This is a genomic window from Microbacterium sp. NPDC058269, assembly GCF_042881445.1.
Taxonomy (GTDB): Bacteria; Actinomycetota; Actinomycetes; order Actinomycetales; family Microbacteriaceae; genus Microbacterium.
The window spans coordinates 1007958-1032270 of sequence record NZ_JBHVXT010000002.1 but is presented as its reverse complement, the minus strand read 5'-3'; the positions used below and the strand labels follow the sequence as shown (position 1 = coordinate 1032270).

Below are 24313 nucleotides of genomic sequence, written 5' to 3'. Positions count from 1 at the left end.
GGGTCAGCCGATGCCGAGCCGGAGGATGAACAGTCCCGGATACACGGCGAAGAGCACCGAGAGCGGAAGGATCAGGAAGACGAGAGGGAGGAGCATCAGGATCTCTTTGCGCCCTGCCTGCTCGATCAGCACACGTTTCGCGTCTTCTCGCGCATCGCCGGCTTGGGCGTGCAATACCGCGGCAAGCGGTGCGCCGTGCTCGAGAGCGGCGATCACCTGATCGACGACGCGCGACAGTCCGGGCAGTTGGAGGCGTCGGGCCATCTCGTTCAATGCGTCGGCCAGCGGCGAGCCGGTGCCGACCGCGAGAACCACCTGGCGCAACTCGGCGGTGAGTTCACCGGACCCCACGTCAGCCACACGACGCAGCGAGTCGAGGAATCCTTCCCCGGCGGAGAGACACAGCGCCAGAAACTCGAGCGTCGTCGGAAGCTCGTCGGTGAGGCGAACTCGTCTGGACTTGGCGCGCGCGGAGAGTTGCAGGTCGTACGCGGCGGCGGCCGCCGCGCCGCAGAGCAACGGCATCGCACTCGTCGGTGCCGTCAGGCGTCCGGTCAGCGCGAGCACGGTCAGCACGACCGCCCCCATACCGATTCCGGCGAGGCCCCATCCCAGCTGCCGACCACGGAATGACGCCGCGCTCGTCCGCATCCCGGCCTGAGCGAGGCGCTGCCGGAGAGCTTCTCCCCCGCCGAGCATCCGCTCGAAGCCGCCACGCGCGCGCTCCCACAGGGTCCGACCACTCGCGGGGAGTGCTCCCACGGCGGGGAGGACTCCCCGGGGCAGGTTCTCATCCGTGACCACGTCGCGCACATAGGGGCCGATCCGCACAGCCAGCGCGGCCGCCCTCCACCGCGGAAGCGCCGAGAGGACGCTCAACACCCCTGCCGCGAAGCCCCCACCGATCAGGACGGCGCTCGCGAGCACCGAGAGTTCGCTCATCCGAACCACCGCCGAGGTTCGGGGAGCCGGCCGATGCGGACCATGATGTGGAAGGCCACGACCGACACCGCCGCTCCCAGGCAGATCACGAGCACGCCCTCGGGAGTGCCGTACGCCGCTGCGCCCTCCGGCCGAAGCACGAGCAGGCCGAGGATCACCCAGGGTGCGACGGCGCCGAGAACGGCAGCACCTCGGATCCATGACTGTCGTGCCTCGACTTCCCCTCGGAGGGCCGCATCCGCCCGCACAGAGCTCGAGAGTGCACGCAACACGCTGATCAGTTCGGTGCCGCCGACCTGCCGCGCCATCCGCAGGGTCTCCGCGATGCGATCGCCGATGGGGTCAGCCAGGGTGGACTTGAGCCGATCGAGACTCGTCTCAAACCGGCCGCTCGCCCGCAGATCTCGTGCGAACACGACGAACGCCGGTCTCAGCATCTTCGGCGCGGACTCCGCCAGACTCGCCACCGCATCGGGCAGCGACAAGCCCACTCGGATCGATGCGATCAGAAGATCGCAGACGTCCGGCCAGAGCTGTCGCCGCAATCGTCGCAGGCGCACTCGGCGCCCCCGCAGGAACACGATGGGCGCGGCGGCCCCCGCGACGCCCGCGAGCAGGGCGAGCACGGAGATTCCGGTCAGAAGCCAGGCAACCGACGCGGCGATCAGCCCGGCTGCGGTGAGGACCGCAAGCAGTGTGCGCCGAGAGAGCCCTTCGAAGCCTGCCTCCTCGATCAGGCGGACGAGTCTCCCTCCTCTGGTGGTCGCCTCAGCCTCATTCGATTGCGGCCACATCCAGGGCGACAAGCACAGGAGCACCCCCGCCGCGAGGACGGCGCCGACGAACACCGTCACGACGCGACCCCGATCGGGTCCAGGTCTCTGCGGTCGGTGCCGATATCGACGCTCGCCCGCGTCCCGGCCCGATAGACGCTCCTGGTCTGCACCCTTCCTCCGTCGAAGCCGCCGGTCGGAGCAATGATCTCCTCCACTTGTCGGCGCCCCGCACGATCCCGGACGCAGTGCACGACCAGGTCGACCGACGCGGCGAGCGCCGGCGCGATGAAGGCACGGTCGATGTTGCGCCCGGCGAGGAGAGGGAGGATGGTCAGCTTCTCGATCGCCTCGGCCGCAGAGTTCGCGTGCACGGTACACGCTCCCGGCACCCCGGTGTTGAGCGCGAGGACCAGGTCGAGAGCTTCCGCATCGCGGACCTCGCCGACCACGAGACGGTCCGGTCGCATGCGCAGCGCCTCCTTCACCAACCGGCGCAACGTGATCTCCCCCGTCCCCTCCAGGCTCGCCTGCCGCCCCTGCAGGGAGACGAGGTCGGGCCCCTCCACGGCCAGTTCGAACGTCTCCTCCACCGTGACGATGCGCTGAGTGCCGACACAAGAGGCCAGCAACGCACCGAGCATCGTGGTCTTGCCCGCGTGCGTCGCGCCGGAGACGATCACGCTCCTGCCGTCGTTCATGGCTGTCCGCAGCAGCTCGGCGACATCGGTCGGCATCATCCCCTGAGCGGCGAGCGCTCCGAGCGACCGATACTTCGGCAGGAATTTCCGGATGTTGACGGCCCAGGAGCCCCGCACCACGTCGGCGATCGCCACGTGCAGACGGGACCCGTCCGGCAGCGAGGCATCCACGAAAGGCTGGCTGATGTCGACACGCCGGCCGGTCGACTGCAGCATCCGCTCGACGAGGTCGCGCACCGCCACGTCGTCGAGGCGAAGGCCCGTCCGCTCGGCCGTGCCCTCTCGTGCGACGTGCACGTGGCCGGTCCCGTTGAGCCAGATCTCCTCGATCTCCGGGTCGTCGAGCAGGGGCTGCAGCGCCCCGAAGCCGCTGAGCGACGCCAGGACCTCTCGCACGCACGACGCTTCATCGTCGATCAAGGCCTCGCCGCGGGCGAGGGCGAGATCGTCGTGACGGCGGACCTCGGCGTGGGTGATGCGCCAGGCGGCTTGCGGATCGACGGACGGGTCGATGCCCTCGGCACGCAGACGCGACCGCACGCGCTCGGCGACAAGGGCGGACGGATGACTCACCCAGGCATCCTCGCAACAATCCGCTTCGGGCCTCCGAAGTTATCCACAGCCGTTCCGGCATCGTCGTCGCGGCGTCGAGTCACCACATAGTGCGACGAAACGCAAGGGAGCAGACACCGTGCCCTCCCGCTGTTCAACTCGGGCGTACACACCGTGATCCCGCAGGGAACACCCACATGAAGGACACCGACATGAAGGACACCGACATGACCGACAGCTCCCCCTCCCCGTCGACTCCCGACGAGCCGTCGCCGCTCTTCCCCGACGAGCCCCTCGCGCCGAACCCGGAGGAGCCTCTCGCGCCGAACCCGGACGAACCCCTCGCACCCCACCCGCAGGAGCCTCTCGCCCCCCCACCCCGCGGAGCCCCTCGCACCCCATCCGTCGGAGCCCGGCATCCCACCCTCGACCCCTCAGGCGTGACGAGCGCCGCCGGTCGGCGGGCACCGACTGCGGGCTGATCCCCAGACACGCGGTTTCGGTGATCAGTAGACTGTTTCCACCGCGCGGGAGTGGTGGAATTGGCAGACACGCAGGATTTAGGTTCCTGTGCCCCAGGGCGTGTGGGTTCAAGTCCCACCTTCCGCACGAGAGACGACGGCAGCCTTCTCAGGCCGCCACGACATCGCTCTGTTCTACCGCCGACCATTCACGACCGACGGGACTCCCCCTGTGCTCGAATCCATGCTGCACGCGCCGACCGCCCTCATCCCCTGGCTCGACCCCGCCACGATCATCGGGACCGCCGGGCCGTGGGCACTCCTCGTCGTGTGCTTCATCATCTTCGCGGAGACCGGTCTGCTCGTCGGATTCCTGCTGCCAGGGGACACCCTTCTCGTGATCGCCGGTCTTCTCTCGCACCCGATCGCGGGTTCGGAGCACGGCGTCTTCGGCATCAGCGTCTGGTGGGTCGCCCTGCTCATCGGCCTCGCGGCCTTCGTCGGTGGTGAGGTCGGATACGTCATCGGCCACAAGGGCGGACCGGCGGTTTTCGAACGCAAGGAGTCGGGCCTCTTCAGCAAGAAGAACGTCGAGCGCACGAACGCGTTCTTCGAGCGCTTCGGCGGCATCACCGTGATCCTCGCGCGCTTCGTGCCGATCGTGCGCACCTTCGCCCCGGTCGCTGCCGGCGTCGGCCACATGCCGTGGCGCAAGTACACGCTCTACAACCTGATCGGTGCGGTCCTGTGGGGCTTCGGTCTCACGATGTTCGGCTATCTCATCGGGTTCATCCCCCCGGTCGCCGAGTTCGTCGAGAGCTACATCGACCTCATCCTCCTCGCCGCGGTCGGCGGCACAGCGCTCGTGACGCTGTGGCACTACCTGTCCGAGCGTCACAAGGCGAAGAAGGCGGCGGCGGCCGGAGAAGACGTGGTCACCGACGCCGAGGAGGCACAGGACCTCGTGCTCGATGCGGATGTCTTCGACCGCGCGCCCGACCTGGACGGCGACGGAAAGCACTGAACTCCCGCACTCGTTGACCGTCCATCCAGCGACGGACCGTCAACGCCCGGCGGTCACCCCGCGTTCTTGGCGCGCTCTTCCTTCGAACGCGCCACGCTCGCCCGCAGGGCCTCCATGAGATCGATGACCTCGCCGCCCTCGGCCGCTTTCTCGGCTTCGCCGAAGGTCTCGGCGACGTCGAACGTGTCGCCCGCCTCGATCTTCGCGTCGATGAGCGTACGGAGCTCCTTCTGGTACTCGTCGACGAATGCCTCGGGGTCGAAGTCCGCCGAATAGCTGTCGACGAGTGACGCCGAGAGCTCGAGCTCCTTCTTCGAGATCCGTACGTCCTCATCCAGCGCAGGGAACGCGGCTTCGCGCACCTCATCGGCCCAGAGCAGGGTCTGCAGCACCAGCACCTTCCCCCGCACACGGAGCGCGGCGAGGCGCGTCTTCTGCCGCAGCGTGAATCGCACGATCGCCGTGCGATCGGTCTGCTCGAGCGTCTTCCGCAGCAGCACGTAGGCTTTCGGCGACTTGGAGTCGGGCTCGAGGTAGTACGGCTTGTCGAGTGTGAGCAGGTCGACCTGGTCGGACGGCACGAACTCGACGACGTCGATCTCCCGGCTCTTCTCCGCCGGGAGCGCCGCGAGGTCATCCTTCGTCAGCACGACCGTCTGACCTTCATCCACGTAGGCGCGGTCGATGTCGGCGTATGCCACTGTCTCGCCACAGACCTCGCAGGTGCGCTGGTAGCGGATGCGTCCGCCGTCCTTCTCATGCACCTGATGCAGCGGTACGTCGTGGTCCTCGGTCGCGGAATACACCTTGACCGGCACGTTCACGAGCCCGAACGTCAGTGCGCCCTTCCAGATCGTCCTCATCACACCAGTAGACACCAGCCACAGCCACCGCGACCAGTCCCTTGACGACGCCGGCTCTTGACTACGCTGGCCCCATGGTCGCAGAAGCGCAGATCGTGCAGGTCGACGGTCGGCGTCTGCGCGTGACGAATCTCGACAAGATCGTCTACCCGTCCACCGGCACCACCAAGGGCGAGGTCATCGCGTACTACACGGCCATCGCTCCGCTCCTCCTCCCCCTCCTCGCCGGTCGCCCCGTCACCCGCAAGCGCTGGGTGGAGGGCGTCGGTACGGCGGATGCTCCCGCTGACGCGTTCTTCACGAAACAGCTCGAACCGGGCGCCCCGTCATGGATTCCCCGCCAGGCGATCCAGCACTCGGACGGCCCCAAGGAATACCCCCTCGTGCAGGACATCCCGACCCTCGTCTGGCTCGCGCAGGTCGCCGCCATCGAGCTGCACGTGCCGCAGTGGCGCTTCTCCCCCGAAGGCCTCCCCGGCAATCCTGATCGGCTCGTGCTCGACCTCGACCCCGGCGACGGCGTGGGCCTGGGGCAGTGCGCCGAGGTCGCCCGCATCGCCCGCGTCATCCTCTCCGACATGGGGCTCGACCCCTTGCCGGTCACCAGCGGCAGCAAGGGCATCCACCTCTACGCCTCCCTGCCCGGCGAGCAGACGAGCGACGAGGTCTCCGCCGTCGTCAAGGAGCTCGCACGCATGATCGAGAACGACCATCCCGATCTCGCCACCAGCGTCATGGCGAAGGCGGTCAGGGGCGGCAAGGTGTTCCTCGATTGGAGCCAGAACAACGGCAAGAAGACCACTATCTCGCCGTACTCGCTCCGTGGTCGCGCGCAGCCGTGGGTCGCTGCTCCTCGCACCTGGGAGGAACTCGACGCCCCGGACCTCGCCCAGCTCACCCTCGACGATGTTCTCGCCCGCGTGGCCGCCGGCATAGACCCCCTCTCGATGCTCCGCCCGCCCGCCACGGCTCCGGTTCCACAACCCGCGAAGACCCACCGCCCCCGCCGACACCCGCAGAGCGCTCCGGCGGCGACATCCGTCCCGATCGCGGCGACGATGGCGCCGATGCTCGCGGAGAACGGCACGCCCGGCGTCGCGCGCGCTTTGAGCGCCCCCTCCTGGGTCGAGGTCAAGTGGGACGGCATCCGCGCGATGGGCACGTGGACGGAAGGACGGATGCTTCTCCACGCGCGCCGCGGCACCGACATCACGGCCCGCTACCCTGAGCTCGCTGCAGACGGCGCGCCCTTCCTCCCTGTCGCGGACGCAGTCCTCGATGGGGAGATCGTGGCCTTCGACTCTCACGGTCGCCCGAGCTTCTCCCTCCTGCAGAACCGCATGCACCTCACCCGTCCCCGGGACATCGAGCGCGAGGTGGTCCGCACGCCTATCGTCTACATGCTGTTCGACCTGCTGCGTCTCGACGGGCACGACCTCACCGGCATGCCTCTGCGGGAGCGCCGAACTCTGCTGGAGGATGTGATCGCCGATCTCGATGCGCCGGTGCAGATCCCTCCCGTGTTCGACGACGTGGACGCGGCACTCGCCGCGAGCCGGGAGTTCGGGCTCGAGGGCGTCGTCGTCAAGGATCCGGAGTCGCGATACCGCCCGGGGCAGCGCTCCCCCTCCTGGCTGAAATTGAAGCACACCAGAATGCAGGAGGCCGTGATCGTCGGGATCCGTCCGGGCAAGGGCGACAGGGAGAGCACGCTCGGATCTCTGCTGCTCGCCGTGCCAGATCCGACCCGAAGCGGGGGCGGCCTGCGCTACGTGGGGCGGGTGGGTACCGGATTCACCGACCGCATCCTGCGCGACCTCCTCGCGCGGCTCGAGCCTCTGCGGGTGGATGCGCCGCCGCTCGACGGAGTCCCCCCTCCCGATGCGTCCGACGCCCTCTGGGTGCGTCCGGAGGTCGTGGGCGAGGTCGAGTTCGCGAACTGGACACCGGACGGCGTGCTCCGTCATGCCCGTTGGCGTGGGCTCCGCCCGGACAAGAGCGCGGACGAGATCTCCGTCGAGGCCTGAGGCGCTGACCTGTCCGCGGTCCGCACAGATCAGGCGTGGTGCGGTTCGCAGTCCGACTGTTCTGCCGGCTCGATCTGGAAGGTCGAATGCTCGACGTCGAAGTGGTCGGCGAGGCAGGCCTGCATCTCGGTCAGCAGCTGTGATGAGCGCCCGTCGGCGAACAACGCCGGCTCGATGCTCACATGGGCTGTGAAAACGGGAGCGCCGCGGGTCAGCTGCCAGACGTGCACGTCATGCACGCCGACGACGCCGTCGTATCCGAGCAGGTGCGTGCGGATCTCGCTGACCGCTGTGCCCTTCGGCGCCGACTCGGCGAGGACCGAGAACACCTCCCGGAGCAGCGCGATGGCCCGAGGAATGATCATGGCCGCGATGAACAACGACGCGATGGCATCCGCAGGCATCCATCCGGTGAAAAGGATGATCACGGCGGCGACGATCACCGCAGCCGACCCGATCAGGTCACCCATCACCTCGAGGTAGGCACCCCGCACGTTGATGCTTGTGCGCTGCGCACGGCTCAGCAGCCACATCGATATCGCGTTCGCGAGGAGTCCCGCCACCGCGACGACCAGCATGAGTCCGCCGGCGACCTCCACCTCTCCCGGGTTGACGAGTCTCCCGATGCCTTCGATCGCCACCCAGGTCGCGAGGGCGATCAGGATGACGGCGTTGATGAGTGCTCCGAACACCTCTGCGCGCTGATAGCCGAAGGTGCGCCGATCATCCGCCGGCCGCGCGGCGACGGTCGCGGCGATCAGAGCGATCACGAGGGCGGAGGCATCCGTGAACATGTGCGCCGCATCGGCGAGGAGTGCCAGAGAACCGGAGAGCAGCGCCCCGATCACCTGCACGATCATGACCGTCGCGGTCAGGGACAGAGAGATGGCAAGCAGGCGTCTGCTGCTCGCCGAACGGATGCCGCCGGGGGCGGGTGCGTGATCGTGCATGCCCCCAGGCTAGACCGGGATACGGGGCCAGCAGGCGTGTTCCGGCTAGTCGGGAAGGGTAACGATTCTCAGCTTCAGCAGCGGTTTATCGCGGCCGACGTCACTCACAGCTCGGCGAGCAGCGGAACCAGTTCGGCGAAGGCCCGCGCACGGTGCGACTGCGCCTGCTTCTCGTCGGAGGTGAACTCGCCCACCGACCGCTCCTGCCCTGCAGGTTGGCCGTCCGGGACGAAGATGGGGTCGTACCCGAAGCCACCTGCTCCCGCGACCGCGTGGGCCAACCGTCCGGGCCAGCGTCCCTCCACCACATGCTCCCGGCCGTCCGGCATCACCAGGGCGATCGTCGAGGTGAAGTGGGCGGCGCGGTGCGGATCGGCGATGTCGTGCAGCTGGTCGAGCAGCAGCTCCAGGTTGGCCGCCGCATCCTTCTTCTGTCCTGCCCAGTACGCGGAGAACACACCGGGTGAGCCGCCGAGCACGTCGACGCAGATGCCGGAGTCGTCGGCGAGGGCCGCAAGACCCGTGTGAGCGGCAGCCGCCCGCGCCTTGATGAGCGCGTTCTCGGCGAATGTCACACCGTCTTCCACCGGCTCCGGACCGTCGTAGCCGATGACCTCGAGATCAGGCCGCGCCTGCGCCACGATCTGCTGGAACTCGGCGACCTTGTGCGGATTGTGTGTCGCGAGGACGACCTGCATCGTCACTCCCCCGCCAGCGCGGCGAGCTGCATGCCCTTCAGGTCGGAGCATCCGGCCAGACCAAGCTCGAGCAGAGCATCCAGTTCCCGCTTGTCGAAGGGTGCGCCCTCGGCAGTGCCCTGCACCTCGACGAAGAGTCCGCGACCGGTGACCACGACGTTCATGTCGGTCTCGGCGCGCACGTCCTCGACATATGCCAGGTCGAGCATGGGCTCGCCATCGATGATCCCGACCGACACCGCGGCCACCGAGTCGAGCAGCGGCGTGGAGTTCTTGCCGATGAACTTCTTCTCCCGGCCCCACTCGATCGCGTCGGCGAGCGCCACGTACGCGCCCGTGATGGCCGCCGTACGCGTTCCGCCATCGGCCTGCAGCACATCACAGTCGATGACGATCGTGTTCTCGCCGAGCGCCTTCGTGTCGACGACGGCGCGCAGTGCGCGACCGATCAGGCGCGAGATCTCATGGGTGCGACCGCCAATGCGGCCCTTGACGCTCTCGCGGTCGTTCCGACTGTTCGTGGCGCGAGGGAGCATCGAGTACTCGGCGGTGACCCAGCCCTTTCCCTTGCCGGTCAGCCAACGCGGGACCCCGTTCGTGAAAGACGCGGTGCACAGCACCTTGGTGCCGCCGAAACTGATCAGCGCCGATCCCTCGGCGTGCGCACTCCAGCCGCGCTCGATGGTGATCTCACGAAGCTGATCGGTGGAGCGGCCGTCGACGCGGACGATTTCAGACATGTGCTTCTCTCAGGTCAGAGTGGCGGATCGAGTCGGGTCGGCTCGGTCCGGATTATTCGAAAACGTTCTCGGGGAGCGTGATCACGCCCGTCTGGACGAGCTGCACGTCGCGGACCTCACGCCCCATCAGGCGGTTGGCCAGCGCGGTGAAGTCATCGGTCGAAGCGCCGGTGGCCTCATAGACGTAGCTGGCCGTGGCGTCCGGCGTGGCGAGGAGGTCGCCCCGGACGAGCTGGCGGTAGACGTCGCCTGCCGTCTCATCATCGCTGGAGACGAGAGTGACGCCCTCGCCCATGACGTAGCTGATGGCGCCGCGCAGGAACGGATAGTGCGTGCAGCCGAGCACGAGCGTGTCGACGTCGGCGTCTCGAAGAGGGGCGAGATACTCCTCGGCGACCGCGAGCACCTCAGGGGTGCCGGTGATCCCGGCTTCGACGAACTCGACGAAGCGCGGGCAGGCGGCGGTGTAGACCTGAAGCCGCTCGTTCACCTCGAGCATGTCCTGATAGGCGCGGGAGCCGATGGTGCCGACCGTGCCGATCACGCCGACGCGCCCGTTGCGCGTCGTGGAGACCGCACGACGCACCGCGGGGCCGATCACCTCGACCACCGGGACGTCGTAGCGCTCCCGGGCGTCTCTGAGCATGGCAGCGGATGCCGTGTTGCACGCGATCACCAGCATCTTCACGCCCTGCTCGACGAGCGTGTCGAGCACCTCGAGAGAATAGCGGCGCACGTCCGCGATGGGCTTCGGCCCGTACGGCGAGTGCGCGGTGTCGCCGATGTAGACGAACGACTCTCGGGGCAGCTGGGCGCGGATGGCTCGCGCCACCGTGAGCCCGCCGACACCGGAGTCGAAGATCCCGATCGGCGCGTCGTTCATGACTACCCAGCCTACCCGCGCGGGACCCGCCGCGCGCATCAGCGCGCTCACTAAACTGAGCGCATGACCACGTCGACGGCGCTGCTCACCGACCGCTACGAGCTCACGATGCTCGCCGCTTCCCTTCGGGATGGGACGGCATTCCGCCCCAGCGTGTTCGAGCTGTTCTCCCGACGGCTGTCAGGCGGCCGCCGTTTCGGTGTCGTCGCCGGCACCGGTCGTCTTCTCGGACTCCTGCGCGACTTCCGCTTCGGCGAAGACGAGCTGCGGTTCCTGAGAGACGAGAACGTCGTCGATGCCGCCTCCGTCAAGCACCTCGAGGAGTACCGCTTCACCGGATCGATCCGGGGCTATCGCGAGGGCGAGCTGTACTTCCCGGGCTCGCCCATCCTGACCGTCGAGGGGACGTTCGCGGACGCCGTCGTGCTCGAGACGCTCGCTCTGAGCGTGCTCAACCACGACTCCGCCGTCGCCACCGCCGCCTCGCGCATGAGCATCGCCGCCGGTGAACGCCCGCTGGCCGAGATGGGCTCCCGCCGTGCCGCCGAGCGCTCGGCAGTCGCGGCCGCCAGGGCGGCCTACATCGCCGGGTTCGGCGCCACGAGCAACCTCGAAGCCGGACGAAGCTGGGGCATCCCCACGATGGGTACTGCCGCCCATTCCTGGACGCTGCTGCACGACACCGAGGAGGAGGCGTTCCGGTCCCAGGTCGAGAGCATGGGCACGGGCACGACGCTGCTCGTCGACACCTACGACATCCGTACGGGTGTCGAGACGGCGATTCGTGTCGCCGGCACGGAACTCGGCGGCGTGCGCATCGACTCGGGTGACCTCCCCATCGTCGCCGGCGACGTCCGCGCACAGCTCGACGCACTCGGTGCGACGTCCACGCGGATCACGGTGACCAGTGATCTCGACGAGTACGCGATCGCCGCGCTCGCCGCCTCCCCGGTCGACGCCTACGGGGTCGGAACATCGGTCGTCACCGGATCCGGCTATCCGACCGCGAGCATGGTGTACAAGCTCGTGGCGCGCCAGGATGCCGAGGGATCGTGGATCGGCGTCGCGAAGGCATCGGCCGACAAGGCGTCGTACGGCGGGCGCAAGGCGGCTTTCCGCACTCTGGTCGACGGCGTGGCCTCCGCGGAGACCGTCGTCGTCTCGGACGGCTTCGAGGAACTCGACACCGCGGCCCAGCACCCTGACGGCCGACCGCTGCAGGTGACGTTCGTCGAGGCAGGCGACATCGACTCTTCGTACGAAGGAGTCGAAGGCACGGCAGCGGCGCGAACCCATCACCTGCGGGTGCGGGAAGAGCTCCCGGTGCGCGCTCTCGCACTCAGCAAGTCGGACCCGGCGATTCCCACCGTGTACGTCGAAGCCGACTGAGGTCAGCCGATCATCGACTCGTAGATCTCCTTGCACGTGGGGCAGATCGGAAATTTCTCCGGGTCGCGACCCGGGGTCCACTTCTTGCCGCACAGCGCGCGCACCGGCTTGCCGGTGATCGCGGACTCGAGGATCTTGTCCTTCTTCACATAATGCGAGAAGCGCTCATGGTCGCCCGGTTCGAGATTCTCCTCGCGGAGGAGCTCTTCCAGTTCGCGATCAAGCGTTGCCACGCCGCCCTGATCGGGGCTGTCCAGCGGAGTACTCATCCCGTGAGTCTAGCGGCGTCGAACGCCTCACGGGCGGGCATCACGCGGTCTCGACGAACTCCATCAGGCGCTCTCCGCTGCGTTCGAAGATGCGACCGCCGATGACCGCACCTGCCGCCAGCACCACGAGACCGCCGAGGAGTCCGACCCAGAACGTCGCCGGAGCATAGGCGGAGCCCTCGAGGATCGTGGCAGCGAACAGCCAGACGGTGGGTACGCTCAGCACGATCGCGCCGAGGAACGCGGCCGCCGGACCGTATGCGCCTCGCGAGGTCGGCCGCTGTGGCTGCTGGAACGGGCTGTCACCGGGTCGTGACACCGCGTACGGGGCCACGACCGAGACGATGCTGGAGATGCCGAGGGCAGAGAACAGCAGGCTTGCCGCCAGGCCACCCAGGGGGAGCAGCAGACTCCAATTCCCGACGAGGACCAGGGACAGCGGAACCGCGATCGCGAGCACGGGGATCGCGACGAGCAGCACCGGGACGAGACGCCCGAGGCGATCAGGGAGTCCTCGGACCCCACTCGCGACATGGGTCCACAGCGCCGTCGAGTCGTAGGCGACGTCGTTGTGCGGCAACCAGCCGAAGAAGAGCGCCATCACGGGCACGGGGACCAGCGCGGCGATCTCCACGGGGACCCCGGCGACGATGAGCGGCAGCACAGTGAGCACACCCGCCACCGGCACCACGATGATGTTCATGATGTAGCGGCGGTCGCGAAGCCAGTACACGAGGCTTCGCGCCGCGATCGCACCGAAGGCGTTCGACGGCAGCAGACCGAACCAGCCGAGACCCGTGCGCTCCCGCAAGGTGACCGGACGCTCCGTCGTCGTGAGGAGGCGCCGGACCAGCCAGGTCCAGGCGATCCCGAGCAGCACGACGGTGGCGAACGCGATGGCACCGCTGATCCACGCCGAGGCGGTCCCGCCGGCTGCGGAGTCGAAGAGGAACGCGGGTGCCGCGGCGAACGGACTGTAGCCGAACACGCCCGACAGGGTCGCCAGTGATGGCGGCACGAGTCCGTCCCAGCGGAGCGACCCGAAGAAGACCGCGACAGGGAAGGCGATCACGATCAACGCGAGCGCGAACAGTGCGGTGAGTTCGCGGGAGCGACGTTCGGGTAGGAGCAGCGCGTTGAGCGCCATGCCGATCCGTGACACCAGCATCGTCGTGAGGACGCCGATGATCGTCATCAGCACAGCCAGAGGCCAGGGAGTCCCTGCCCCAATGGCGACGATGCAGACGCTGATGTAGACGGCGAGGAGCGCGAGGCTGGGCACGCTGACGAATGCGGCGAGCGTGAGCACCCAGGGCATCCGGCGCTCATCGACGCCGAAGACCGCGAACCGGCGAGGATCGAGCTGGTCGACCGCGCCGACGAGGAGCGGGCCGACGAGGAACCCGACGAGAAGGGCAGCACCGCCGAGCACGGTGACCGCACGGGCGACCGGCACCGGAGCTGCCGCGAGGCTGAACACGGCGATGCACACCACGACGGTGACCGCGACGACCGCGACGAACGAGATGATCGACCGGACCCGACGATCGCCGCGCAACGAGCCGAGCAGCAGCGCGAGCCTCAGCCGGAGAACGTGTGCAGCCACTCGAGCCCCTCCACCTCTCCGCTGGAGCCGGCGAGTTCCACGAAGCGCGCTTCGAGCGTCTGGCCCGCCCGCACCTCGTCGATCGTTCCCTCTGCGAGCACTTCTCCTCCGACGATGATCGCGACCCGCGAGCAGACCCGCTCGACGAGGTCCATACCGTGGCTGGAGAGGATCACGGTGCCGCCGTGCGAGACGTATGCGCGGAGGATGTCGAGGATGACCGCCGACGAGACGGGATCCACGGATTCGAACGGCTCGTCGAGCACGAGCACGCGCGGCGAGTGGATCATGGCCCCTGCGAGCATGATCTTCTTCGTCATTCCCGCCGAGTAATCCGAGACGACGCGGCTGAGCGCATCCCCGAGGTCGAAGGCTCGAGCCAGGTCAGCTGCGCGCTTCTCGATCACATCCGCGGCGAGGCCGCGCAACAACCCGTAGTAGTAGAGCAACTGACGACCGGTGAGGCGATCGAAGGTGCGCAGACGATCGGGAAGCACGCCCATCAGACGCTTCGCCGCCAGGGGCTGTTTCGCCTGGTCGATGCCGCAGATGACCACGCTGCCCGCGTCGGCGCGAAGAAGTCCGGCGACGATCGAGAGGGTCGTGGTCTTTCCGGCGCCGTTGGGTCCCACGACTCCGTAGAAGGATCCGGCCGGCACGGTCAGGTCGATGCCGTCGACGGCACGGTTGTCGCCGAACTGCTTCACGAGACCGCGGATGCTGATCGCCTCGCCGGCCCCGAGTGCCTCGTCGGGGTCGGCGACGCCGGAAACCGCATCGTCGGACTCCCCCACCGCCTCGACGATCTCGATCGACTCGACGACCGATTCCGCTGCGGCGGACTCGACCGGTGCCGCGACGGCCGGTTCTGCCTCGACCTGTTCTGCCTCGACCTGTTCTGCCTCGACCGACTCCGCGGCGACGGGCTCCGCCGCGACCGAGGATTCCGTGACGGGCTCGGGCTCCGCAACGGCGGCTGGTGCAAGAACCACGTCGGCCCTCGGAATCGTCTCCGCCACAGCCTCGGCAGCGGGTGCGGAGTCAACGGGAACCGCCTCGACCACCGGCGTCTCAGATGCGGTCTCCGCTGCGGCCTTCGCCGCTTCGTCGGCAGCCTTCTTCGCCGCGGCCTTCTTCGCCGCCGCCGCCTTCGCCGCCGTGGTCTTCGCGGCGGTGGTCTTGGCTGCGGCTGTGCGCGCCGTGGACTTCGTTGCCGCCGCCTGGGACGCGGCCGCCTTCGCCGCCGCTGTCTTCGCCGCCGCTGTCTTCGCGGCCGCTGTCTTCGCGGCCGTGGACTTCGTGGCCGCGGACTTCGTGGCCGTGGACTTCGCGGCCGCTGTCGTCGTCGACGAGACCCCCGCCCGCGCACTCGCCGTGCGGGCTGCCGCCGTCTTCGCGGCGGTGGACTTCGTCGCCGCAGAGCGGGCCGCCGTGTTCTTCGCCGCGGCGGTGCGTGCCGCTGCCGTGCTCCGAGCGGCGCTCGCGGTGGACGATGACTTTCCCGCCTGGACGGGGATCGCCTTGACCAGCGGCTCCACCACGATGTCCGCAGTCGGCGCCGCCTTCTCGGCAGCTGCCTTCGCCGCCCCCGCCTTCGCGGCGGATGCCTTCGCCGCGGCCGGCTTCTTGGCTGCCGGTTTCTTCGCAGCGGGCTTCTTCGCGGCAGGCGTGCGCGTGGCGTTCTCGGCGGTCGATGCCGCGTCGGGACTCGACTTCTTCGCCGGCGCGCGCTTCGCCGACGTCTTCTCTTGCGCGATCTCGGTTTGGTCCACCTGGGCGGTGCGGTCGTCAGGGGAGGCAGTCACCGTCCTACGGTATCAACGGGTGGCTGTTCCCCAAGGCCGCCGCGCAATAAACTGCCCTCGGATCGCGCATATCCGCCGGGATCGCGCGGCGGTCGGAAGCCTGTGCATCCGGTGTGTAGTCGATCACGAAATGACAACGGGGGCCTCCTGAACCCGAGCTTCCCAGGCGGAATCGATACCATGAACGCGGCACGACGAAGTGTCTGGTCGGTTAATCGACCGTGAACACAACTTCCTTTAGGAGCACTCGTGACTCTTCAGACCGTCATCCTCGCCGCCGGAATGGGCTCGCGCCTCGGCCGCGCGCTGCCGAAGCCGCTCACCGAACTGAGCGACGGCCGCACGATCATGGGCCAGCAGCACGACAACATCCGCGCCGCCTTCGGTTCGGACGCACGCATCACCACAGTGGTCGGCTACCGCGCCGAGACCATCATCGACGCGTTCCCCCAGGTGAACTACGTCCACAACGAACGCTACGACGAGACCAACACCTCCAAGAGCCTGCTGCGCGCCCTCGGAGCGACCGGGCGTGGCGGAGTTCTCTGGATGAACGGCGACGTCGTCTTCGATCCGATGATCCTCGGCCGCGCGCTCGAGTACATCGAGCGCGACCAGTCCTTCGTCACGGTGAACACCTCCAAGGTCAGCGATGAAGAGGTGAAGTACACGGTCACGGCCGAGGGCTTCATCAACGAGCTGTCCAAGACCGTCAAGGGCGGACTCGGCGAGGCCGTGGGCATCAACTACATCTCCTCTGCGCACAAGAAGGCGTTCATGCGCCAGCTGCAGCGGGTCGAGGATCAGGACTACTTCGAGCGCGGCCTCGAGCTCGCGATCGCCGAGGACGGCCTGCTGCTCGAGCCGATGGACGTCTCCGACCTGTACGCGGTCGAGGTCGACTTCGCAGAAGACCTCGAGCGGGCGAACCTCTTCGTCTGACCTCCGCACGAAAGCCCGGTCCCTTCCGCGGGGCCGGGCTTTCGGCGTTTTCGCGGACTCGCTCCATAGGATCGCAGCATGGCCCCCAAGGTGCACAAGATCCACTCGCTCCCGGACGACGCTCCGTGGGACAAAGGCGTGCCGCCTGCCGGATCGCCGGAGCACCCGATGATGGTGCGGGGTCTCGACCGCGTGCTGTCGATCCAGCGCCCACTCGTCCTGGCACACATCCGCAGCATCCGCCTGCGCAATCCCCAGGCTTCTCCTGCCGAGATCATCCGCATCCTCGAACGCCGTTACCTCGCGGCCGTGACCACGGGCGGGGCGGCAGTCGGCGCGACCGCCGTCGTCCCCGGCATCGGCACGGGGATCACACTCGCGCTGTCCGGTGTGGAGACGGTGGGCTTCGTGGAATCGACCGCTCTGTTCGCACAGTCGGTCGCCGAGGTGCACGGCATCGCGGTCGCCAACCCGGATCGCGCCCGTGCCCTCGTGATGACACTGATGCTCGGCAAGGAGGGCGTCGACCTGGTCGGACAACTCGCCGGCCAGGTGGCAGGACGCGGCGGAAGCAGATCGTCGTACTGGGGCGAGCTGGTCACGAAGTCGCTCCCCCGCGCCGCGGTCGGACCGCTGGTCGACCAGCTCAAGAGCATGTTCGTGAAGCAGTTCGCTGCGAAGGGCGGCGCCTCGGTCATCGGCAAGGCCCTCCCGTTCGGGATCGGCGCCGCGATCGGAGGTGCGGGGAACAACATCCTCGGCCGCCGCGTGCTCACCACGTCCCACAAGGCCTTCGGCGCCGCCCCGATCGATCTGCCCCTCGAGCTCGAGCCCGTGCCCGGCGCTGAGAAGGTGGAGATGCGGATGCTGCGTGGCGCCCGTTACGCCGGCAACGCCGTCGCGGGGGCGGCCGGCACGACCGTTCGCGGTGTGGAATGGGCCGGACGCAAGGCCCTCTCGATCGGCCGCCGACCCAAGACCGATCCTGCGCTGGAGCAGGGCGACGCCGACGACTGAGTGCAGGCCACCAAAGGATCGGCCGACCCGTTGTGGCGAGCATCCAACAGCCGGAGGCGAGCCGACGATAGGGTGGAATCCGTGACGGACAAGCCCGACCTCTTTACCACCGCCGGCAAGATCGCGGATCTGCGCGCTCGCTACACAGAAGCCGTCGTCGACGCAGAAGCGAAGGCGAAGGAGAAGCAGCACGCAAAGGGCAAGATGACAGCCCGCGAACGCATCGTGCTGCTCGTCGACCCGGGGAGCTTCGTCGAGTTCGACGAGTACGTGCGCCACCGCACCACCGCCTTCGGCATGGATCGCTCGCGGCCCTACGGCGATTCGGTCGTCACCGGCGTCGGCACGATCAACGGCCGCACGGTCGCGGTGTACTCGCAGGACTTCTCCACCTTCGGCGGCTCGCTCGGCGAGGTCGCCGGCGAGAAGATCATCAAGATCATGGAGTTCGCCCTCGCCGGGGGGATGCCCTGCATCGGAATCCTCGACTCGGGTGGTGCCCGCATCCAGGAGGGCGTCGTGGCCCTCGGTAAGTACGGCGAGATCTTCCGCCTGAACACTCGTGCATCCGGCGTGATCCCGCAGATCTCCATCATCATGGGCCCGGCCGCGGGCGGCGCGGTGTACTCCCCTGCGCTCACCGATTTCGTGATCATGGTCGACAAGACCAGTCAGATGTTCGTCACCGGCCCCGACGTGATCAAGACGGTCACGGGCGAGGACGTGGGCATGGAAGAGCTCGGCGGCGCGTACACGCACAACACACGCTCGGGCGTCGCGCACTATCTCGCCGAGGACGAAGACGACGCGATCGACTACGCGCGCACTCTCCTCAGCTTCCTGCCGGACAACAACATGGCGGAGCTGCCATCGTACGAGAGCGCCTTCGAGTTCGAGACGACCGATGCCGATCGCGTGCTCAACACGATCGTCCCCGATTCGACGAACCAGCCCTATGACATCCACACCGTGATCGAGCACATCGTCGACGAGGGTGACTTCCTCGAGGTCCAGCCGTTGTTCGCCCCCAACATCGTGATCGGATTCGGACGCATCGAGGGCCGCTCGGTCGGCGTCATCGCCAACCAGCCCTCGCAGATGGCGGGCACCCTGAACATCGAAGCAGGTGAGAAGGCGAGCCGGTTCGTGCGCTTCTGCGATGCGTTCTCGATCCCGATCGTCACCCTCGTAGACGTGCCCGGCTATCTGCCCGGCACCGACCAGGAGTGGACCGGCGTCATCCGCCGCGGTGCGAAGCTGCTCTACGCCTATGCGGAGGCCACGGTGCCTCTCGTCACCGTGATCCTGCGCAAGGCCTACGGCGGGGCGTACATCGTGATGGGATCGAAGCAGCTCGGCGCGGACGTAAACCTGGCGTGGCCGACAGCCGAGATCGCGGTCATGGGCGGTCAGGGCGCAGTCAACATCCTGTACCGCGGCGAGATCAAGAAGGCCGAGGAGGCCGGCGAGGACGTCGCCGCTGTGCGCACGCGGCTCGCGAACGAATACACATACAACGTCGCATCGCCTTTCCTTGCCGCGGAGCGGGGTGAGCTCGACGGCATCATCGAGCCCGCGAACACGCGCGTCTCGATCGCGAAGGCACTGCGCGCGCTGCGCGGCAAGCGCGCGGAACTGCCCCCGAAGAAGCACGGGAACATCCCGCTGTGACCGGACAGAACACCCAGGACAGTGCTTCGAGCGCAGAAGCGCCGATGCTCGAGATCACGCGCGGGGCGGCCACGGAGGAAGAGCTCGCGGCTCTCATCGCGGTGATCAGCGAGGCCTACGCGACGGAGGCGGCTGGCGCCGTCGCCGACGAGCCGTCCGTGTCGGCGTGGACGCGGACACAGCGTCCGCTCCGCCGTCCACTGCGTCGCGACATCCCGTGGGGGCGCTTCTCCGGTTGACGGCCGCTGCGGCGGCGCCGGGGTACGCGCCACGCCTGCGGAGGGCTCCGTCTGCGTGGTTCGTGACCCCTCCGCTTCACGAACCACGCAGACGATCGTCGCAGGACCCCCAGCGCCCTGCTCAGCGGCGATCCCCGTCGCCACTTCACCCTCCCCCTCGCAGGATCGGGCGCGTTCACCCGACACGAACCGGAACCCCATCCCCTCGTGTGCGACGGTGCCGAGCACACGGAGCGACAGCGGATTCCGAAGGTCCGATCGATGAGCGAACCCCAAATACTACATCGATTCGACTTATGGTCGCAAAACGCGCCTTCCGCATCGGGGCGGATCGGTACCCTGACCGGAGACTCAGCTGTCGAGCAGCAGGTCTGACGCGCGGGGGCTGAGAACCGAATCCAGGACCACGCATGCGGCACCCACCGCGCCCACGTCGTCCCCCACCACGGTGCCGTCGACAGGCAGTGTGCGCACCGCACGCGTCGCACTCGCCTGATCGAGCCTGTCGGGAATCTCTCGCAGGTACACGTCGGCGACCCGTGACCAGAAGGGTCCTCCGAAGACGACGCGATCGACGTCGAGCATGTTCGTCAGCGCCGCGGTCAGTACCGTGATGTGCGCTGCCGCCTGTCGCAGAACCTCGACGGCTGCGACATCACCCTCAGACGCTCGTTCGCAGAGCTGGCTGAATCTCTCGTCGACGGCTGCCGCGTCGCTCGCCTGATGATCGTCGTCGAAGACGCCCGCCGCCTCGGCCCGCTCGACGATCGCCTGCGGGGTGCAGACGACCTCGACGCAGCCGCGGGACCCGCACGAGCATGAAGGCCCGTCGGCGTCGACGATGATGTGCCCGATCTCGCCGATGTTGCGCGTGCTCCCCCGGACCGCCTCACCGTCCCGCGCGAGGGCGGCGCCGATCCCGGTCCCCAGATAGACGAACACGAAGGAGTCGTCGGCCGACTCGCCGCTCGTCCACAGCTCTCCCACCGCCGCCGAGGTCGTGTCCTTCTCCAGGACCACGGGAAGACCGGTCGCCTCTGCCAGCACCGCACGCAGCGGAACGCTGTGCCAGCCGGCGAGCTTCGGCGGATCGATGACCGTACCCTTCTCGGCGTCGAGCGGACCGGGAGCCGCGACCCCCACCCCCGCGATACGCGAACGATCCACACCGGAACCGACGATCAGCGCGTCGATCGTCGCCGCCATGGCCTCCACGATCCGATGGGGGTCCTCGGCGGGTGTGCGCACGCTCTGCCGGCGGACGATGGTGCCGGCCAGATCGAGCAGCACGAACGTCATCAGCGCAGGATCGAGGTGGACCCCCACGGCGAAGCGGCTGTCGTCGACGAGCCGCAAGGTGACGCGCGGCTTGCCGGGGCCGTTGATCGTGCGCCCCGCTTCTCTGATGAACCCGTCGTCGAGGAGCCTCCGTGTGATGTTCGTGACCGTCTGCGCCGACAGCCGGGTCGCCGTCGATAGTTCGATCCGACTCAGCCCCTCACCGGACTGCCGGATGGCCTCCAGGATCACGGACTGATTGAAATCGCCCATACGCGGAAGATTGGTACCACGACGCGTTGCCATCGTCCAATGATCCCCCATAGATGGGGAAATCGTGTCCCCCAAAATACCTACAGACAATGTTTGCGCGAGCCGTCAGACTGATGGAGACGCTTCGCGTTCGGCTGGTCTCTCTGTCCCAGGGTAGACAGACGCTGATCGGCCACCAGCGGACGGTTTTCGGGTAACTGTCCGCACGGAGAGGGGCAGGCGGATTCGCCGCCCCTCTCCCACTCTCACCATCCTCGGCCCCGGTCGCCTCCCCCGTCCGGGACCGAGGACGTCGTGCGCCGCGTCAGAGGGCCTTCCGTCAGCGCGGTATCTCGTGCCAGAGGTCGACCGCGTCATCGTCACCGGACGAACGAGAACCTGCGCGACCGACCACGGTCACCGCGATGCGCGGGTCCCGCGCCGAACGGATGATGAGTCTCGACGTCTGGGCGCGGCTGAGCACCACCGCCAACTCGTCCCTGATCGCCTTACGACGCGACTCGTCGATGCCGTCGAAGCCACCCTCATCGAACACGGTCACGACCACGCCGCGCCGTCTCGCGGCCTCGATCGCGTTGCGGACCGCGTCGTTGAGGAGGTCGGCGCCGCGCAGTTCGTCGCGCAGTCGCCCCTCGGCGAGGCGCGCATCCAGACGTTCCTGATCGTTCAGTGCGCCACGAGCCGCGACGACTCTGCTGAGGACCGGTCCGGCGACGGCGAGCGCGAACTGGGTTCGGAGACGTCGCTCGCGCTGACGCACACGCTGTGTGGCGTGCCACGCGGACACCGCCTGCTGGATCTCGGCGAGACGCTCGGTGTCGCGCACCGCTCGATCCCAGAACATCACGAGCAGCCGCGCGACAGCCACCCACATGATCGAGCCGACCAGCCCCAGGTTGAGGGCCACGACGACCCCCAGGTAGGCCGACGCCGCCACGACCAGCACGGCGAGCACGAGCCAGCCGATCACGGATCGCCGGCGAACGACGCACACGACGCCGAGCAGTCCCAGTGCGCCGATGTACCAGGTCGCGAACGGTGCGGTACGGTCCGCCGGCTCGAGGGAGAGGGTGACGAGCACCGGGATCGCCGCGCTCGCCAGAAGCGCGAGAACAGCCGACCAGAGCGGCATCCGCACCGACGCGCCGTCACCGAGGATCGCGATGTTCACGACGACGAGATACACACCGATCGCGAGGACCATCAACAGCGGAGCGGTCGGCTGCTCGATCCACCAGATCCCGCGGGCGACGAAGTAGAGGGCGAAACCGACGGCGAGAGAAGTCGCGACACTGCGCACCGTACGGTTCACGACCGCTCCCATCCCAGCGTGACGGTGGTGCCGTGCTCGTCGGAGAGGATGTCGGCCGTACCGGCGACGCCGGCCATGCGCGCGAAGATCGACGCGCGGATCCCGAGACGATCAGCGCCGATCGATTCGACGTCGAACCCGGCACCGGTGTCCGAGACCGTCACTCCGATCCCCTCGTCACCGTGCCCCTCGACGATGATGTGGAGTCCACGCCCGTTGGCGTGGGACACGGCGTTGCCGATCGCCTGCCGCGCGGCGAGTACCAGCGCGCGGGCCGCTCGTCCGGGGATGAGGCCGATACCTCCGCGCTCCTCGACGATCGCGTCGGCTCCGAGCTCGGAGAGCGCCCTGCGCAGTTCGACGACGATCTGCGTCGTTCCCACCGGCTCATCGCTGCCCTCCTGCGCGACCGCCGCCTCGGTGTTCGCGAGACGGGTGAGAGCCTCCCGCGCCATGGCGACGGCGAGTTCCTCGGCACGCTCTCCCTCGGCCCGCTCCGCGGCGATCAACGCCGCCAGGACGCTGTCATGCATCAACGCCGACATCGCCGCCCGCTCCTCCTCCGCTGCGGCAGCGGCAGCGGCCGTCGAGTACGACGCCACCGCCTGCCCCCTGGCTTCATCCACCCCGGCGGCGACCGAGCGGAACATCCAGCCCAGCGAGATGATGACGACTCCGAGGATGAGGGTGAACGAGACATCGAACGCGGTCGTCACCCAGAACTCGCGGGAGAACTCCCCCTGCACGAGCCGCACGTAGCCGTAGACGAACGGCATCCCCGCCGCCCAGGCGAACTGGAGTCGCAGCGGGAACGCGAGCATGGCCGCGACGACGCCGACGTTGACCAGGAAGAAGATCCAGGGTTGCTCGCCGGCGCCCTTGTCCGAGGGGTCGACGACGGTCGGCCAGGCGGCGAGCGCGAGCATGTAGACCACGGCGAAGATGCCGGAGAAGGTGCGGACGGCCCGCCCGACCAGACATGCCACCAGCATCGCGGCGAGCGGTACGAACACCACGAACAGCGTCACGATGTGCGCGGGATCGGCGTGGGACAAGGACCCCATCGCGGAGATCAGCGCCTGCGCTCCGAGCACCGACGAACCGATCGCGACGACGATCGCGAGGATCCGCTCCATGCGCTTGCCGGTGAAGCGCTCGTATGCCGTCTCCGTGCTGCCGGGAGAGGGGATCTTGCTCCACGCGTCCCGGATGCTGAGCGGCTCAGCTGCCACCGGGCGCCTCGTCTGCCGTGACGATCCCGTCTTCCATCGCACGGCGCAGGAGGTCGACCTTCGTCGGCGCGGGGCGTCCGACCTCGACGTACTTCACCCGGATGCGGGTGATGTTCTCCTTGGCGGTGGAGTACGCGACGCCCAGCTTCTCGGCGACGGCCTTCAACGGCAGCCCGGTCGCGTACAGGCGGAGCACCTCGCGTTCGCGCGTGGCGAGCTGCGCATCGGCGAAGGCGCGGTCTCCGTCGACGGCGCTCGCCCATTCGACGTTGTTGAGTGCCTCACCCTGGGCCACGGTGCGGATCGCATCCAGGACGTCGTCGAGGGCGGAGGACTTGCTCACCACTCCGGCGGCTCCCGCGGCGAGCGCTTCGCGGACGGCAGCCGGCCGATCGGCGACGCTGTGGATCACGACGCTCGCCCCGTCGTTCACGAGGGAGGTCACGTTCTCGGTGACGGTGGTGCCATCGCCGAGCGTGAGGTCGAGGACCACGACCTCGGCGGGTGCCGCCGCTGTCGCCTTGCGCCATTCGAGGTACGAGACCACGGTGCTGCCGGAGAAGACGACGGTCTGCGAGTCTCGCGCGCACGCGGCCTCGAGACCGAGGCGAACGGACTCGTGATCGTCGATGAGTGCGACCGTGCTCATCCCCTCAGCCTACTGAG

General features: G+C 68.2%; 23 protein-coding genes and 1 tRNA gene. 9 read left to right on the top strand and 15 right to left on the bottom strand.

The features are described from left to right. Positions 1 to 3: 3 nt before the first annotated feature. Genes ACFVWL_RS13345 through ACFVWL_RS13335 form a run of 3 tightly spaced genes read right to left on the bottom strand, consistent with a single transcriptional unit; the run spans position 4 to position 2989 of the window. Positions 4 to 942 (bottom strand): type II secretion system F family protein, encoded by a 939-nt coding sequence (locus ACFVWL_RS13345; RefSeq protein ID WP_387183439.1) that lies wholly within the window; start codon positions 940 to 942, stop codon positions 4 to 6. Next, positions 939 to 1796, bottom strand: coding sequence for a type II secretion system F family protein (locus ACFVWL_RS13340; protein ID WP_387183436.1), 858 nt, complete (start codon positions 1794 to 1796; stop codon positions 939 to 941). The genes ACFVWL_RS13345 and ACFVWL_RS13340 overlap by 4 nt, the downstream gene beginning before the upstream one ends. After that, the gene (locus ACFVWL_RS13335; RefSeq protein WP_387183434.1) at positions 1793 to 2989 is read right to left on the bottom strand and encodes a CpaF family protein; all 1197 of its coding nucleotides are present in this window, start codon (positions 2987 to 2989) and stop codon (positions 1793 to 1795) included. Before ACFVWL_RS13335 ends, ACFVWL_RS13340 begins: the two co-directional genes overlap by 4 nt. 176 nt (positions 2990 to 3165) lie before the next feature. Here ACFVWL_RS13335 and ACFVWL_RS13330 point away from each other — a divergent pair, with 176 nt between their 5' ends. From ACFVWL_RS13330 to ACFVWL_RS13320, 3 genes are all read left to right on the top strand, one after another. Next, the gene (locus ACFVWL_RS13330; protein ID WP_387183432.1) at positions 3166 to 3450 is read left to right on the top strand and encodes a hypothetical protein; all 285 of its coding nucleotides are present in this window, start codon (positions 3166 to 3168) and stop codon (positions 3448 to 3450) included. Positions 3451 to 3495: 45 nt separating this feature from the next. Continuing rightward, positions 3496 to 3577, top strand: a tRNA-Leu gene (locus tag ACFVWL_RS13325). A 96-nt stretch (positions 3578 to 3673) separates the two neighbouring features. Next, entirely contained in the window at positions 3674 to 4453 is a 780-nt protein-coding gene (locus tag ACFVWL_RS13320; protein ID WP_387183635.1) for a DedA family protein, read from the top strand. Between the two features lie 53 nt (positions 4454 to 4506). Here ACFVWL_RS13320 and ACFVWL_RS13315 read toward each other — a convergent pair whose 3' ends face one another. Further along, positions 4507 to 5316: a Ku protein gene (locus tag ACFVWL_RS13315; protein ID WP_028503543.1), complete on the bottom strand. Its 810-nt coding sequence runs from the start codon at positions 5314 to 5316 to the stop codon at positions 4507 to 4509. A gap of 74 nt (positions 5317 to 5390) precedes the next feature. Here ACFVWL_RS13315 and ligD point away from each other — a divergent pair, with 74 nt between their 5' ends. After that, positions 5391 to 7343, top strand: a complete 1953-nt coding sequence (gene ligD / locus ACFVWL_RS13310; protein WP_387183428.1) for a non-homologous end-joining DNA ligase — start codon at positions 5391 to 5393, stop codon at positions 7341 to 7343. A gap of 29 nt (positions 7344 to 7372) precedes the next feature. On the opposite strand, the gene ACFVWL_RS13305 is transcribed toward ligD, so the two are convergent. The 4 genes from ACFVWL_RS13305 to murI form a co-directional block, all read right to left on the bottom strand. Continuing rightward, entirely contained in the window at positions 7373 to 8293 is a 921-nt protein-coding gene (locus ACFVWL_RS13305) for a cation diffusion facilitator family transporter (RefSeq protein WP_387183425.1), read from the bottom strand. 104 nt (positions 8294 to 8397) lie between these two features. After that, positions 8398 to 8991, bottom strand: coding sequence for an RdgB/HAM1 family non-canonical purine NTP pyrophosphatase (gene rdgB, locus ACFVWL_RS13300; protein WP_387183422.1), 594 nt, complete (start codon positions 8989 to 8991; stop codon positions 8398 to 8400). Positions 8992 to 8993: 2 nt separating this feature from the next. Continuing rightward, complete coding sequence (rph, locus tag ACFVWL_RS13295) at positions 8994 to 9731, bottom strand: ribonuclease PH (protein ID WP_387183419.1); 738 nt, start codon at positions 9729 to 9731, stop codon at positions 8994 to 8996. A gap of 52 nt (positions 9732 to 9783) precedes the next feature. Next, positions 9784 to 10614 carry a glutamate racemase gene (gene murI / locus ACFVWL_RS13290; protein ID WP_387183416.1) on the bottom strand — a complete coding sequence of 277 codons (831 nt, stop codon included), beginning with the start codon at positions 10612 to 10614 and terminating at the stop codon, positions 9784 to 9786. A gap of 63 nt (positions 10615 to 10677) precedes the next feature. Here murI and ACFVWL_RS13285 point away from each other — a divergent pair, with 63 nt between their 5' ends. Continuing rightward, positions 10678 to 12003, top strand: coding sequence for a nicotinate phosphoribosyltransferase (locus ACFVWL_RS13285; RefSeq protein ID WP_387183413.1), 1326 nt, complete (start codon positions 10678 to 10680; stop codon positions 12001 to 12003). Positions 12004 to 12005: 2 nt separating this feature from the next. Here ACFVWL_RS13285 and ACFVWL_RS13280 read toward each other — a convergent pair whose 3' ends face one another. The 3 genes from ACFVWL_RS13280 to ACFVWL_RS13270 are packed head-to-tail and all read right to left on the bottom strand — an operon-like array spanning position 12006 to position 15683. Further along, positions 12006 to 12272, bottom strand: a complete 267-nt coding sequence (locus ACFVWL_RS13280) for a DUF3039 domain-containing protein (protein ID WP_026049764.1) — start codon at positions 12270 to 12272, stop codon at positions 12006 to 12008. A gap of 40 nt (positions 12273 to 12312) precedes the next feature. Then, positions 12313 to 13878: a hypothetical protein gene (locus ACFVWL_RS13275; protein ID WP_387183410.1), complete on the bottom strand. Its 1566-nt coding sequence runs from the start codon at positions 13876 to 13878 to the stop codon at positions 12313 to 12315. Further along, complete coding sequence (locus ACFVWL_RS13270; protein WP_387183407.1) at positions 13854 to 15683, bottom strand: ATP-binding cassette domain-containing protein; 1830 nt, start codon at positions 15681 to 15683, stop codon at positions 13854 to 13856. The genes ACFVWL_RS13275 and ACFVWL_RS13270 overlap by 25 nt, the downstream gene beginning before the upstream one ends. Before the next feature lie 249 nt (positions 15684 to 15932). Here ACFVWL_RS13270 and ACFVWL_RS13265 point away from each other — a divergent pair, with 249 nt between their 5' ends. From ACFVWL_RS13265 to ACFVWL_RS13250, 4 genes are all read left to right on the top strand, one after another. After that, the gene (locus ACFVWL_RS13265; RefSeq protein WP_017828502.1) at positions 15933 to 16625 is read left to right on the top strand and encodes an NTP transferase domain-containing protein; all 693 of its coding nucleotides are present in this window, start codon (positions 15933 to 15935) and stop codon (positions 16623 to 16625) included. A 78-nt stretch (positions 16626 to 16703) separates the two neighbouring features. After that, entirely contained in the window at positions 16704 to 17642 is a 939-nt protein-coding gene (locus ACFVWL_RS13260) for a hypothetical protein (RefSeq protein WP_387183404.1), read from the top strand. An 81-nt stretch (positions 17643 to 17723) separates the two neighbouring features. Beyond that, on the top strand, positions 17724 to 19313 hold the full coding sequence (locus tag ACFVWL_RS13255) for an acyl-CoA carboxylase subunit beta (RefSeq protein WP_387183403.1): 1590 nt from the start codon (positions 17724 to 17726) through the stop codon (positions 19311 to 19313). Continuing rightward, a complete protein-coding gene (locus ACFVWL_RS13250) occupies positions 19310 to 19552 on the top strand; it encodes an acyl-CoA carboxylase subunit epsilon (protein ID WP_387183401.1) in 243 nt (80 codons plus the stop codon). Before ACFVWL_RS13255 ends, ACFVWL_RS13250 begins: the two co-directional genes overlap by 4 nt. A gap of 351 nt (positions 19553 to 19903) precedes the next feature. Here the strand turns inward: ACFVWL_RS13250 and ACFVWL_RS13245 are convergent, their stop codons facing one another. From ACFVWL_RS13245 to ACFVWL_RS13230, 4 genes are all read right to left on the bottom strand, one after another. Beyond that, positions 19904 to 21103: an ROK family protein gene (locus ACFVWL_RS13245; RefSeq protein WP_387183398.1), complete on the bottom strand. Its 1200-nt coding sequence runs from the start codon at positions 21101 to 21103 to the stop codon at positions 19904 to 19906. A 319-nt stretch (positions 21104 to 21422) separates the two neighbouring features. Then, positions 21423 to 22415 (bottom strand): hypothetical protein, encoded by a 993-nt coding sequence (locus tag ACFVWL_RS13240; RefSeq protein ID WP_387183395.1) that lies wholly within the window; start codon positions 22413 to 22415, stop codon positions 21423 to 21425. Then, positions 22412 to 23647, bottom strand: coding sequence for an ATP-binding protein (locus tag ACFVWL_RS13235; protein ID WP_387183392.1), 1236 nt, complete (start codon positions 23645 to 23647; stop codon positions 22412 to 22414). Before ACFVWL_RS13235 ends, ACFVWL_RS13240 begins: the two co-directional genes overlap by 4 nt. Next, positions 23637 to 24296, bottom strand: a complete 660-nt coding sequence (locus tag ACFVWL_RS13230) for a response regulator (protein WP_387183389.1) — start codon at positions 24294 to 24296, stop codon at positions 23637 to 23639. The genes ACFVWL_RS13235 and ACFVWL_RS13230 overlap by 11 nt, the downstream gene beginning before the upstream one ends. Positions 24297 to 24313 lie beyond the last annotated feature (17 nt).

Bases quoted from the DNA above. Each gene is read 5' to 3' on its own strand.
- ACFVWL_RS13345 (WP_387183439.1), bottom strand. From the start codon at position 942: ATGAGCGAACTCTCGGTGCTCGCGAGCGCCGTCCTGATCGGTGGGGGC.
- ACFVWL_RS13330 (WP_387183432.1), top strand. From the start codon at position 3,166: ATGAAGGACACCGACATGAAGGACACCGACATGACCGACAGCTCCCCC.
- ACFVWL_RS13320 (WP_387183635.1), top strand. From the start codon at position 3,674: ATGCTGCACGCGCCGACCGCCCTCATCCCCTGGCTCGACCCCGCCACG.
- ACFVWL_RS13315 (WP_028503543.1), bottom strand. From the start codon at position 5,316: ATGAGGACGATCTGGAAGGGCGCACTGACGTTCGGGCTCGTGAACGTG.
- ligD (WP_387183428.1), top strand. From the start codon at position 5,391: ATGGTCGCAGAAGCGCAGATCGTGCAGGTCGACGGTCGGCGTCTGCGC.
- ACFVWL_RS13305 (WP_387183425.1), bottom strand. From the start codon at position 8,293: ATGCACGATCACGCACCCGCCCCCGGCGGCATCCGTTCGGCGAGCAGC.
- rdgB (WP_387183422.1), bottom strand. From the start codon at position 8,991: ATGCAGGTCGTCCTCGCGACACACAATCCGCACAAGGTCGCCGAGTTC.
- rph (WP_387183419.1), bottom strand. From the start codon at position 9,731: ATGTCTGAAATCGTCCGCGTCGACGGCCGCTCCACCGATCAGCTTCGT.
- murI (WP_387183416.1), bottom strand. From the start codon at position 10,614: ATGAACGACGCGCCGATCGGGATCTTCGACTCCGGTGTCGGCGGGCTC.
- ACFVWL_RS13285 (WP_387183413.1), top strand. From the start codon at position 10,678: ATGACCACGTCGACGGCGCTGCTCACCGACCGCTACGAGCTCACGATG.
- ACFVWL_RS13280 (WP_026049764.1), bottom strand. From the start codon at position 12,272: ATGAGTACTCCGCTGGACAGCCCCGATCAGGGCGGCGTGGCAACGCTT.
- ACFVWL_RS13260 (WP_387183404.1), top strand. From the start codon at position 16,704: ATGGCCCCCAAGGTGCACAAGATCCACTCGCTCCCGGACGACGCTCCG.
- ACFVWL_RS13245 (WP_387183398.1), bottom strand. From the start codon at position 21,103: ATGGGCGATTTCAATCAGTCCGTGATCCTGGAGGCCATCCGGCAGTCC.
- ACFVWL_RS13230 (WP_387183389.1), bottom strand. From the start codon at position 24,296: ATGAGCACGGTCGCACTCATCGACGATCACGAGTCCGTTCGCCTCGGT.